This is a genomic window from Rhodovulum kholense (assembly GCF_003053725.1).
In the GTDB taxonomy this organism is placed as follows: domain Bacteria; phylum Pseudomonadota; class Alphaproteobacteria; order Rhodobacterales; family Rhodobacteraceae; genus Rhodovulum; species Rhodovulum kholense.
On the sequence record NZ_QAYC01000005.1, the window covers coordinates 75,308 to 87,020 of the forward strand.

The 11,713-nt window shown below is 68.5% G+C and carries 12 protein-coding genes; 5 read left to right on the top strand and 7 right to left on the bottom strand.

The features are described 5' to 3' along the window. Window positions 1-111: 111 nt before the first annotated feature. The 4 genes from C8N38_RS08445 to mazG all read right to left on the bottom strand — a co-directional run bounded on the left by C8N38_RS08445 (window position 112) and on the right by mazG (window position 4,058). On the bottom strand, window positions 112-1,044 hold the full coding sequence (locus C8N38_RS08445; RefSeq protein ID WP_146176248.1) for a VPLPA-CTERM sorting domain-containing protein: 933 nt from the start codon (window positions 1,042-1,044) through the stop codon (window positions 112-114). 4 nt (window positions 1,045-1,048) lie between these two features. After that, the gene (locus C8N38_RS08450) at window positions 1,049-1,987 is read right to left on the bottom strand and encodes a nucleoside hydrolase (RefSeq protein WP_108026094.1); all 939 of its coding nucleotides are present in this window, start codon (window positions 1,985-1,987) and stop codon (window positions 1,049-1,051) included. 113 nt (window positions 1,988-2,100) lie between these two features. Beyond that, window positions 2,101-3,108, bottom strand: coding sequence for a Fe(3+) ABC transporter substrate-binding protein (locus C8N38_RS08455; protein WP_108026096.1), 1,008 nt, complete (start codon window positions 3,106-3,108; stop codon window positions 2,101-2,103). A 122-nt stretch (window positions 3,109-3,230) separates the two neighbouring features. Further along, window positions 3,231-4,058 carry a nucleoside triphosphate pyrophosphohydrolase gene (mazG, locus tag C8N38_RS08460; protein WP_108026098.1) on the bottom strand — a complete coding sequence of 276 codons (828 nt, stop codon included), beginning with the start codon at window positions 4,056-4,058 and terminating at the stop codon, window positions 3,231-3,233. Window positions 4,059-4,177: 119 nt separating this feature from the next. Here mazG and speB point away from each other — a divergent pair, with 119 nt between their 5' ends. From speB to C8N38_RS08485, 5 genes are all read left to right on the top strand, one after another. Next, entirely contained in the window at window positions 4,178-5,158 is a 981-nt protein-coding gene (gene speB / locus C8N38_RS08465; protein ID WP_108026101.1) for an agmatinase, read from the top strand. Beyond that, complete coding sequence (locus tag C8N38_RS08470) at window positions 5,155-5,625, top strand: DUF1499 domain-containing protein (protein ID WP_108026103.1); 471 nt, start codon at window positions 5,155-5,157, stop codon at window positions 5,623-5,625. Before speB ends, C8N38_RS08470 begins: the two co-directional genes overlap by 4 nt. Window positions 5,626-5,656: 31 nt before the next feature. After that, complete coding sequence (gene prfA / locus C8N38_RS08475) at window positions 5,657-6,709, top strand: peptide chain release factor 1 (protein WP_108026105.1); 1,053 nt, start codon at window positions 5,657-5,659, stop codon at window positions 6,707-6,709. After that, complete coding sequence (prmC, locus tag C8N38_RS08480) at window positions 6,706-7,551, top strand: peptide chain release factor N(5)-glutamine methyltransferase (RefSeq protein ID WP_108026107.1); 846 nt, start codon at window positions 6,706-6,708, stop codon at window positions 7,549-7,551. Before prfA ends, prmC begins: the two co-directional genes overlap by 4 nt. A gap of 238 nt (window positions 7,552-7,789) precedes the next feature. Continuing rightward, window positions 7,790-8,464 carry a DUF4167 domain-containing protein gene (locus tag C8N38_RS08485; RefSeq protein ID WP_108026109.1) on the top strand — a complete coding sequence of 225 codons (675 nt, stop codon included), beginning with the start codon at window positions 7,790-7,792 and terminating at the stop codon, window positions 8,462-8,464. A gap of 95 nt (window positions 8,465-8,559) precedes the next feature. Here C8N38_RS08485 and rsmA read toward each other — a convergent pair whose 3' ends face one another. The 3 genes from rsmA to C8N38_RS08500 form a co-directional block, all read right to left on the bottom strand. Continuing rightward, on the bottom strand, window positions 8,560-9,408 hold the full coding sequence (rsmA, locus tag C8N38_RS08490) for a 16S rRNA (adenine(1518)-N(6)/adenine(1519)-N(6))-dimethyltransferase RsmA (RefSeq protein ID WP_108026111.1): 849 nt from the start codon (window positions 9,406-9,408) through the stop codon (window positions 8,560-8,562). An 80-nt stretch (window positions 9,409-9,488) separates the two neighbouring features. After that, window positions 9,489-10,472 carry a 4-hydroxythreonine-4-phosphate dehydrogenase PdxA gene (pdxA, locus tag C8N38_RS08495; protein WP_108026113.1) on the bottom strand — a complete coding sequence of 328 codons (984 nt, stop codon included), beginning with the start codon at window positions 10,470-10,472 and terminating at the stop codon, window positions 9,489-9,491. Further along, window positions 10,469-11,704, bottom strand: coding sequence for a peptidylprolyl isomerase (locus tag C8N38_RS08500; protein ID WP_108026115.1), 1,236 nt, complete (start codon window positions 11,702-11,704; stop codon window positions 10,469-10,471). Before C8N38_RS08500 ends, pdxA begins: the two co-directional genes overlap by 4 nt. Between the last annotated feature and the right edge of the window lie 9 nt (window positions 11,705-11,713).

Here is an 11,713-nt window from a genome sequence, read left to right on the forward strand (position 1 = left end):
GCGCCGGGGCTTTCCAGCGGAGCGGTTTCCCGGAACGGGCAAGGCCCCCGGGGTGATACCGGAGGCCTGCGGGTCTGTCAGGTGCCGTAAGGGCCGCGGATGCGCGCGGTCTCAGGCTTTCTTCTTGCGACGGCCGACCGCGGCCAGGCCGCCAAGCCCGCCCAGCAGCATCAGCCCCGCCGCCGGAAGCGGCACCGGTGCCACGGTGATCGAGGCCAGCTTGAACTGATCGAACACCGAATCGGCGCCGAAGCTGATCGAGGTGCCGGTCAGCCCGCTCAGCGGATAGGGGGTATCGCCCGTACGCTCTTCAGGCGTCACCAGTACGCCGTCGATGAAGAGGTCGAAGCTGTCGTTGCTGTCCCAGTACGAGAAGGCAACCTCGGTGAAGTCGACGGTCTGCCCGAAAGACAGCGTCAGCAGGTCGTTAAAGACCGCGCCGTCGATGAACGGCGAGTCCGAGAATATAAAGCCATCGTTGCCAGCGACACCAAGGCCTTCCGGGCTCTGGGACACGTAGCCGTCGCAGGTCGAAGAAACCGAGCAGTCGGCCGCCAGGATCTCGTCCTTGTTGGGGCCGGAGAAAGGTCTGTCGGCGTAGATGCCAGCATAGGCGGTCACCGTGAGACCGTCGACCGTCAGCTGGCTGTTGGAGTCGAGCGACAAGGTCGTAAAGTCGAAGGTCGCGGCCGATGCCGCGCCCGCACCAAGAACAAATGCCGCGGCTGCGGCAAAAGTCGATTTGAACACTGTGTGTTCCCCCGTTTTTCGTAAATCTGGAAAGCCTGCGGAATATTGCAGGTAACAGTTTGTTAACGAATTCGGTGCCTCCGGGCAAGAGAAGCTGATGGCGACAGCCGGGCCGGTAAATTGGGTGCAGAAGGCTTCTTGAGTCGTGAGGGAGTAATGTTCTGTTATAAAAGTATTTTCGCGAATTGCACCCGCTTGGGGAAGGCTTGAAAGGAATTCGCGCTCTGGGTGAATTCCGCAGGCGGATCCGAAAATTGCAGCGCGAAAATTGCGGGTGTCCTCCCGGGATTGCACGCGGTCAAAGTCGGCCGAGCCTGTCGGTCAAGAGCGCAAAAAAACCGGCGGCGTCGATGTCGCCCATGAAGGTCGCATTGGGGGCGCGGCCGGAGACGCCCCACCAGTCGGCGACGGTCATGCCGCGGGTAAAGCGGCCCTCGGTCTCGATCTCGACATTGACATGGCGGCCGCGGAACAGGTCGGGCCGGATCAGATAGGCGGTGACGCAGGGATCGTGCAGCGGCGCGCCGTCCGAGCCGTATTTCTTGCGGTCGAAGCGTTCGAAGAAATCGGTCATCGCGGCGACGGCGTCGCCCGCAGCGGTGCCAAGCGCCCGGAACGCGTCGTTGCGGGGCTTCGTGACCAGCGCCTTATGGGTCACGTCCAGCGGCATGACGGTCAGCGGCACGCCCGAGGCAAAGACGATGGACGCGGCCTCGGGGTCGACGAAGATGTTGAACTCGGCCGTGGGGGTGATGTTGCCGACCTCGAAATAGGCGCCGCCCATCAGCACGATCTCGCGGATCTTCGGGGCGATCTCGCGCGCCTCGCGCAGGGCCGTCGCGATATTGGTCAGCGGTCCCAGCGGGCAAAGCGTGACCTCGCCCTCGGGGGCGGCGCGCAGCGTCTCGATCAGGAAGGCGACGGCATGGGCATCCTGCAGCGGCATGGTCGGGTCGGGCAGGGCGGGGCCGTCGAGCCCGGTCTTGCCATGCACATGCTCGGCGGTGACAAGCGCGCCCGCCAGCGGCCGGTCGCAGCCCGCGAAGACCCGGATGTCGGGCCGTCCGGCCAGTTCGCAGACAATGCGGGCATTCTTCTGGGTCAGCGCCAGCGGCACGTTGCCGGCGACGGCGGTGATGCCAAGAACTTCGAGGTCCTCGGGGCTGGCCAGCGCCAGCAGGATCGCGACGGCGTCGTCCTGGCCGGGATCGGTATCGATGATGATCTTGCGGGGCATGGCGGGTCTCCGGGAGGGGGTCCTGCACCGTGGCGCGGGCGCGCCGGGATGTCCAGCGCGCCCGCCTTTCGGGGCGGCGGCCCCGTCCCGCGGGGGCCGTGCCCGAACCGGGATCAGCCGTCGAAATCGACCTCTTCGACCAGCTTCAGAGCCGCCGCACGGTCGCGCGACAGGGCGATCAGGTTCACGTCATCGGCGGTGAAGCTGCCCCAGCTTTTCACCAGATCCGAGGGCTCGGTGCCCGGGACGACGGGGTATTCGTAATTGACCTCGGCATAGATCTCCTGGGCGTGGTCCGAGGTGAGGTATTCCATGAATTTCAGCGCGTCCTCGCGGTTCGGCGCGGCCTTGGTCATGGCGATGCCCGAGATGTTCACATGGGTGCCGCCGCCTTCGAAGACCGGGAACAGCACGTTGACGGAATTCGCCCAGGCCTCCTGTTCGGGGTCCTTCAGCATCTGGCCCATGTAATAGGTGTTGCCGAGCGAGATGTCGCATTCGCCCGCCCAGATCGCCTTGACCTGCGCCCGGTCGTTGCCCTGGGGCTTGCGCGCGAGGTTGGCCTTGACGCCTTCAAGCCAGGTCTTCGTGGCGTCTTCGCCATGGTGGTGGATCATCGCCGCAACCAGCGCCAGCGTATAGGCATGGGTGCCCGAGCGGGTGCAGATCCGGCCCTTCCATTTCGGGTCGGCGAGATCCTCGTAGGTGGTGATCTCCGAGGGATCGACCCGGTCCTTGGCAGCATAGACGATCCGGGCGCGGGTGGTGACCCCGAACCAGTGATTGTCGGCATCGCGGAAGGCGGCCGGGATCTTCTCGATCAGCGTGTCGCTGTCGACGGCCTGGGTCACGCCCGCATCGACCGCCTCGGCCAGCCGCGCCACGTCGACGGTCAGGATGATGTCGGCCGGGCTGCGCGAGCCCTCGGCCTGAAGTCGTTCGACCATGCCCTTGTTGAGAAAGGCGATATTGGTGGCGATGCCGGTATCTTCGGTGAAGGCGTCGAGGATCGGCTGGATCAGCTCGGGCTGGCGATAGGAATAGATATTCACATCGGCCTGGGCAGTCGGGGCCAGCGTGGCCGCCGCGGCCGTGGCCGCAAGGGCAGTGCGCAAGGTCATGGGGTCTCCTGTCCGGTCTGGTGCGTCGCGGACAAGGTAAGCCTGACAATTTTAGTCGGGTCAAGGTGCCGCAGCCTTGGGTCGCTCACAACCGCTTGAGGCGGCGTGAGCGCGGCCCGGGCCTAACCTTGTGCCTTTTCTTCGGCCTTCACCGCGTCCCAAAGCGCGTCCATTTCGGCCAGGTCCGACTCTTCGGGGCGCTTGCCCATGGCCGCCAGCCGGGCCTCGATGCCGTTGAACCGGCGGGTGAATTTCGCATTGGCGGCGCGCAGCGCCTCTTCGGGCTCGATCTTCAGGTGGCGGGCGAGATTGGCCACCACGAACAGAAGATCGCCGAATTCCTCGAACACCTCGGCCTCGGTCAGGGTGTCGCGGGCCTCGGCCAGTTCCCGGGCCTCCTCGACGATCTTGTCAAGCACCTGCGCCGTCTCGGGCCAGTCGAAGCCGACCCGCGCCGCGCGCTTTTGCAGCTTGACCGCCCGGGTCAGCGCGGGCAGCGCCAGCGCCACGTCGTCCAGCACGCCCCTGGCCTTCTTGCCCGCCCGCTCGGCCGCCTTGATGGTCTCCCAGTCGCGGGTCTGCTGTTCGGCCGACTTGTCGCGGCTTTCGTCGCCGAAGACATGCGGGTGACGCGCCACCATCTTGTCCGAGATGCGGTCGGCGACCGAGTGAAAGTCGAACAGCCCCGCCTCGGCCCCCATCTGCGCGTGATAGACCGATTGCAACAGCAGATCGCCCAGCTCGCCCTCCAACTCGTCCCAGGCCTCGCGCTCGATGGCGTCGGCCACTTCATAGGCCTCTTCGATCGTATAGGGCGCGATCGAGCGGAAATCCTGTTCGATGTCCCAGGGGCAGCCGGTCTCGGGGTCGCGCAGGCGCCGCATGATTTCCAACAGGCGCGGCAGGCCGCCCCTGGGGTCATGGATCAGGCGGTCGGAATCCTCGGTCATCTGGGCCTCGCAATCTGGCATCGGCAGGAGTTGGACAAAGACAGGCCGGGGTGTAAAGCCGGGGCTGGAGAAAGGGAACCCGCGCGCTATCCTGCGCGGGGTGCAGGAGGGGGCATGCGATGGCACTGGAAGACGCGAAATCCGAGGTGGACGGGGCGATCACCCGCAAGGGGCATCGCGGGCTTGCCTATGAGAACGCCTTCGCGGGGGTAACCTCGTTCATGCGCCGCAGCCTGACCAAGGATCTTGCGGGCGTCGATCTGGCCATCACCGGCATTCCCTTCGATCAGGCGGTGACGAACCGGCCCGGCACCCGCTTCGGGCCGCGCGCGATCCGCGAGGCCAGCACGCTGCAGGCCTTCGACGTTCCCTATGGCTGGGGCTACAACCCGTTCGACGCCTTCGACATCGTCGATTACGGCGACATGGCTTTCGATTATGCCAGCGTGGCCGAGTTTCCGGCCCGGGCCGAGGCCCATGTCGCGGGCATCCTGAAGGCGGGCGCGGCCTGCATCGCGCTGGGCGGCGATCATTCGGTGTCGCTGGCCCTGCTGCGCGCCCATGCGGCCAAACACGGGCCGCTGGCGCTGGTGCAGTTCGACGCCCATACCGACACCTGGGCCGATGACGACATGGCGCGGATCGACCATGGCACGATGTTCGGCAAGGCGGTCAAGACGGGGCTGATCGATCCGGCGCGGTCGGTCCAGATCGGCATCCGCACCGACAATCCCGATACGATGGGCATAACCGTGCTGGACGCGCCGTTCGTCCATGAGCACGGCCCCGCCGCCACCGCCGCCCGGGTGCGCGAGATCGTGGGCGAGGCGCCGGCCTATGTCAGCTTCGACATCGACGCGCTGGACCCGGCCTTCGCGCCGGGCACCGGCACTCCGGTCTGGGGCGGACTGAGCAGCGCGCAGGCGGCGGCGGTCCTGCGGGGGCTGCGCGGGATCGACATGGTGGGCGGCGACGTGGTCGAGGTCTCGCCGCCCTATGACCCGACCGGCGTCACCGCCATTGCCGGGGCGCATGTCGCGGTCGAGCTGATCTGCCTCTGGGGCTGGACCCGCCGGGGCGAGACCGGAGCCAAGCCATGAAGATCCTGCCGCTTGTCCTTTTGCTTCTGGGGATTGCCGCTGTGGGCGGCGCGGTCTGGTTTCGCATGGTTCCGGACGATCCGGGGGTCTGGCATGTCGACCCGCTGACCGCGACGAAGCCCGAAACCCCCAATGCCGCGCTGGTCCGCCCCGAGGGCGGCGACCGCGCGGCGCCCGTCTATGCCCTCACCCCCGAGGCCCTGGCCGAGGCGTTCGACGCCATGGCGCTGGCCCAGCCGCGCACCTCGCGGATCGCGGGGGCGCCCGGCGATCTCTTCATGACCTATGTCCAGCGCTCGGCGCTTTGGGGCTTTCCGGATTATATCTCGGTCCGCATCCTGCCCGAAGGGGACGGGGCCACCTGGGCTGCCTTCTCGCGCTCGCGCTATGGCCATTCCGACCTTGGCGTGAACGCCAAGCGGCTGACCGACTGGCAGGCGGCGCTCGAGGCCCGGCTGGCCTCTTGACCGTCCCCCGGCTTTCGCGCGACAGAGCGCCATGGTCCCGCTAGACAAACTCGAACAGATCTCGCGTCGCTTCGGCTATCTCGAAGCCCGGCTTGCCGAAGGCGCCGGGGGCGATTTCGCCCAGATCGGCCGCGAATATGCCGAGCTGAAGCCCGTGGTGGCCGAGATCGAGGCCTATCGCGGGCTGCTGTCGGATATCGACACCGCCGAGGCGATGCTGAAAGACCCCGAGATGCGCGCGCTGGCCGAGGAAGAGCTGCCCGACCTGCGCGCCCGCCTGCCCGAGATGGAACAGGCGCTGCGGATCGCGCTTTTGCCCAAGGACGCGGCCGATGCCCGCCCCGCCATCGTCGAGATCCGGCCCGGCACCGGGGGCGAGGAGGCCGCGCTTTTCGCGGGCGACCTGCTGCGGATGTACCAGCGCTATGCCGAGACCAAGGGCTGGCGCTTCGAGATCCTCGAGGAAAGCCAGACCGAACTGGGCGGGATCAAGGAAGTGACCGCCACCGTGCAGGGCGAGGGCGTCTTTGCGCGGCTGAAATACGAATCCGGCGTGCATCGGGTCCAGCGGGTTCCCGCGACCGAATCCGGCGGGCGCATCCATACCTCGGCTGCGACGGTCGCCGTGCTGCCCGAGGCGCAGGAGGTCGATATCGACATTCCGGCGGGTGACATCCGGATCGACACCATGCGTGCCTCGGGGGCGGGCGGGCAGCACGTCAACACCACCGACTCGGCCGTGCGCATCACCCACCTGCCGACCGGGCTGGTCGTCACCTCGTCGGAAAAATCCCAGCATCAGAACCGCGCCATCGCCATGGCTGTGCTGCGCGCGCGGCTGTTCGACCTGGAGCGTCAGAAAGCCGCAGACGAACGCGCCGCGGCCCGCAAGGCGCAGGTCGGCTCGGGCGACCGGTCGGAACGGATCCGCACCTACAACTTTCCGCAGGGCCGGATGACCGACCACCGGATCAACCTCACGCTCTACCGGCTGGACCAGGTCCTGGCGGGTGATCTCGACGAAGTGATCGACGCGCTGATCGCCGACGACCAGGCCACGATGCTGGCCGAGATGGAGGGATGACCGCGCCCACCGGGTCGGTCCTGCTGGCGGGCGCCGTGGCGCGGCTGCGCGCGGCGGGCATTCCCGATCCGCAGCGCGATGCCCGGCGGCTTCTGGCCCATGCGCTGGAGATCGCGCCCGGACGCCTGACCCTCGTGCTGCCCGAGCCGGTGCCCCCGGCGGCGGAGGCCCGTTTTGCCGCCGCGCTCGACCGCCGCGCCGCGCGCGAACCGGTGTCGCATATCGTCGGGCTGCGGACCTTCTGGGGGCGCGATTTTCGCGTCAGCCGCGACGTGCTGGACCCCCGGCCGGAAACCGAGACGCTGATCGAGGCCGCCCTTTCCGCCCCTTATTCCAATGTGTTGGACCTTGGCACCGGGTCGGGCTGCATCCTTCTGACGCTGCTTCTGGAACGGCCGGGCACGGCCGGAACCGGCACCGACATCTCGGCTCCGGCGCTGGCCGTGGCGCGCGAGAACGCCGACCGGCTGGGATGCGACCGCGCGCGCTTCGTGCTGTCGGACTGGGACGCGGCGGTCGAGGGGCGGTTCGATCTTGTCGTCTCGAACCCGCCCTATATCGCCGAGGCCGAGATGCCGGGCCTTGCCCCCGATCTGGCCTTCGAGCCGCGCGGCGCGCTGACCGATGGCGGCGACGGACTGTCGGCCTACCGCGCCATCGCCCGCGCCGCCCCGGCCCGGCTGGCCCCGGGCGGACGGCTCCTGGTCGAGATCGGCCCGACCCAGGCCCGCGCGGTTTCCGCGATCTTTGCCGGGGCCGGCCTTGAAACCGTCGCGATCCGGCCCGATCTCGATGGTAGAGACCGGGTTGTCGAGGCACGCGTCGCGGCGCCGGGGACGTAACGTCAAAACGTTGCGTGCCGCGCGTGGCTCTCGCCAAATGGCCGCAATTGGTGTATTTACCTCTTGCCAGCGTCTGTGGCCCGTGTTTACTGCACGCAGCGTTGGCCGGGTGCCGGGTAGGCGCCCCTCGCGCAAGACAAGCCAAAAAAGGGTCGACAGGGGCTCGTTTTGGACCCGCGCATTTCGACGCGCGGCCCTGTCCCAAGACACCACCACTAGGCTGGAAACAAGAACACGCATGAGACCGTCCAAGTCACGTTCGCGCTCCAAGTCGAACCGGTCGCGCTCGATCGGTAATATCGTCAATCGGGTCTTCGACAGTTCGGGTCCCGAGGGGAAGGTGCGCGGCACCCCGCAGCAGATCATCGACAAGTATAACCAGCTGGCGCGCGACGCCCATCTGGGGAACGACCGGGTCGCTGCCGAGAACTTTCAGCAGCATGCCGAGCATTACGCGCGGCTGCTTGGCGAGGCCCAGCGCGAGCAGGACGCCCGCCGCGAACAGCAGGATGCCCAGCAACCCCGTCCGCGCGAGCGCGACGAGGCGCAGGAGACCTCTCAGGGCAACGACGAGGCCGAGGATTTCGCACCGAAGGCGGCCTCCGAAAGCGGCACCGACGTGATCGACATCGTCGGGGATGACGACGGTCAGGAAAGCACCCTGGTCGAGACCCCCGAGGAAAGGCCCGCTCCGAAACCGCGCCGTCCGCGCAAACCGCGCGCGGTCAAGCCCAAGGGCGACGAGGCCGGGGGCGCCGCAGAGGGCGGCGAGTCGGGACATGGGGACTCGGGTCAGGGCGGCGATCAGCCCGATACACCGAAATCCGGCAGCGGGAAACGGCGCGGCGACACGGCCGCGAATGACGGCCAACCGGCCAGTGACCCGCAGCGCGAGGCCCCCGCGGCCGAGTGATCGGCGCAAGCTTCTGCGTGCCCTTCCGAATGACCGGCGGCGCCATGCGCCGCCGTTTTCATGTCAGGTATAAGGTCCGCTGCACGGGCTTTGCGTCAGCCGCGCGCGGCGACCAGAGCCCGCGCCAGGGCGCAGAACGCCTCCAGCGGCAGCTGTTCGGCGCGCTCGGTGGGGGCGATGCCGACGGACTGCAGCAGATCCTCGATCCCGGGGGCGAGTCCCTTGAGGCTTGCCCTCAGCATCTTCCGGCGTTGCCCGAAGGCCGCCGCCACCACCCGTTCCAGCACCGCCGGATCGGCCTCGAAGCGCGGGGCGGGCAGGGCGGTCAGATGCACCACGGCCGAGGCCACCTTGGGCGGCGGCGTGAAGGCCTCGGGCGGCAGCTTCAGGGCGATCCGCGCATCCGTGCGCCATTGCGCCAGGATCGCGAGCCGCCCATAGGCCTTGCTCCCCGGCTCGGCCACGATCCGCTCGGCGACCTCCTTCTGGAACATCAGCGTCAGGCTCGACCAGACCGGCGGCCAGATGGCGGGCGTCAGCCAGCGCACCAGAAGCTCGGTGCCGACATTGTAGGGCAGGTTCGCCACGATCTTCACCGGCGGCGTCAGATGCGCCAGCGGATCGAGCGCCAGCGCGTCGCCATTCACCACTTCGAGCCGCCCGGGATAGGCCGCCGCGATCTCGGCCAGCGCGGCCAGGCACCGCGTGTCCTTCTCGACCGCCAGAACCCGCCGCGCGCCCTCGGCCAGAAGCCCCCGGGTCAGCCCGCCGGGGCCGGGCCCCACCTCCAGCACGTCGGCTCCGCCCAGATCGCCCGCCACCCGCGCGATCTTGGCCGTCAGGTTCAGATCCAGAAGAAAGTTCTGCCCCAGTGCCTTTTTCGCCGACAGCCCATGCGCTGCGATCACCTCGCGCAGCGGCGGCAACCCGTCGATCGTGCTCATGCCCGCGCCCTTTCTTCTTCTTGGCGAAAATACCCGCCGGGGGTCCGGGGGTGGCACACCCCCGGCGCCGGCCACATGGCCTAGCGCCGCCCCGCCGCGCGCGCCAGCGCCATCTCGCGCGCCAGCTCCAGCGCGGCAATCAGGCTCGACGGATCGGCCCGGCCGGTGCCCGCGATGTCGAAGGCGGTGCCGTGATCGGGCGAGGTGCGGATGAAGGGCAGCCCCAGCGTCACGTTCACGCCGCCCGCGAAATCGAGCGTCTTGATCGGGATCAGCGCCTGGTCGTGATACATCGCGACCGCCACGTCATAGCGCGCGCGCGCCCCCGGGTGAAACATCGTGTCGGCCGACAACGGCCCCGCGATCCGCATCCCCTCGGCCCGGAGCCGGTCCAGCAGCGGACCGATCAGCGCGATTTCCTCGCCGCCCATCGCGCCGCCCTCGCCCGCATGGGGGTTGAGCCCGGCCACCGCCAGACGCGGGGACTCGATCCCGAAATCGCGGATCAGCGCGGTCTCGGTGATCCTGAGGCTTCTTTCCAGCAGATCGGCGGTCAGCGCCCGCGGCACCTCGGCCAGCGCGATATGAATGGTCACCGGCACCACCTTCAGGGCGGGCGCGGCCAGCATCATCACCACGTGCTCGACCCCGGCGAGATGGGCCAGGAACTCGGTATGGCCGGGATGCGGAAAGCCTGCCCCGTCCTGCAGCGCCTTCTTGTGGATCGGCGCGGTGCACAGGGCCGAGGCCTTCCCCTCCTGCACCAGCGCGACGCCGCGGGCGATGGCCTCGATCACGCCCGCCGCATTGGCCGGGTCGGGGCGGCCCGGAACGGCGGGGGCTGGGAAGGGCAGGCGCAGCACCGGCAGCGCGGTCGCGGCCACATGCATCGCCTCGGCGGGCGCGTGGATCTCGGTATGGGGCGTGCCCTCGGGCAGGTGCCGGGGGTCGCCGATCCAGAAGAAGGGCAGGCGCGCGCCCAGGGTCTGCCAGGCGCGGGCCGCGATTTCAGGGCCGATCCCGGCGGGTTCGCCGCAGCTCAGCGCGATGGGCAGGCCGGTCATGGCTCGCGGATGATGGCGTCGGCTTTCAGCTCGGCAAGATAGCTGTCGGCATAGCCCGCCATCCGCTGGCCGAACAGCTGCCGCCGCACCGCCTCGCGGTCGACCGCGCCGTCCTCGCCCAGATCGGGCGTGCGGCCGCACAGCATCAGCACCACCGCGGCCCGGGCATTGCCCAGCGCATAGGACACCTCGTTATCGTCGAGCTTGGCCAGTTCCTGCGCCACTTCGGGCGGCAGATCGCTGACCTGGCGGGTTTCGCGCACCAGCCGCTCGGGCGGCAGGCCGTGCGCCACGCCGTAAAGATCGTCGCAGGTATCGGCCTGCATCCTGACCTTCATCGCCTGCGCCAGCGTCCCGCCGGGAATGATGAACTTGGCATAGTCGACGGCGGCGGTCTTCGGCCCCTCGGTTCGGCCCTCGCGGATCGAGCGCAGCTGGAACAGAACGATGGCATTGTCCATCTCGATCGGTTCCGACACCTTGCCCGGCCCCAGCGCCAGCACCTGCCCGGCGACAGAGGGCGGCAGCTTCGAGAGCGGCATCCAGCCCATGCGCCCGCCCTGATCGCGCGACCGCGACACCGAATACTTGCGCGCCGCGGCGGCGAAGGCATCGGCGCTGTCGATGGATCCGGTCAGCTGGCGCGCCAGCGCCAGCGCATCGCGCCGATAATCGGGCGTGTCGGCCCGCAGCACGATTTCCGACAGCAGCACCTGGGTTCCCGCCGCGGCGGCCGAGCCGCCCCCGGCGGCCGATTGCACCGCGCGGTCGATCTCGGCATCGGTGACCTGGGTCCGCGGCCCGTATTTCGCGCGCACGACCTCGCGCCAGGCCAGCCCGGACTTGACGAAATCGCGGAAGCTTTCCTCGGACACGCCGGCCTGGCCGATCAGCACAACGAACTGGTCGACATCGAGGTTTCCGCGCGCGGCGAATTCTTCCATGCCTTCCTTTAGCTGCTCGTCGCTGACCGTGATGCCCAGCCGTTCGGCCTCGTCCAGGCGCAGCCGGTCGTCGATCAGGCCGTCCAGCGCGACCTTCTCGATATTGGGCGGATTGCCGAGCAGCCGGAGGAACTGGATCCGCTGATCCATCTCGTAATTGGTGATCGCCTTGTCGTTGACGAACAGCCGCGGGGCGAAGGGGCCTCCCTGCTGCGCCATGCTGCCATCGGCACCGCTCAGCACCAGAATTGCCACGGCCGCAGCCGCAAGGCCAACGCGTCCGATCATGCCTGTCCT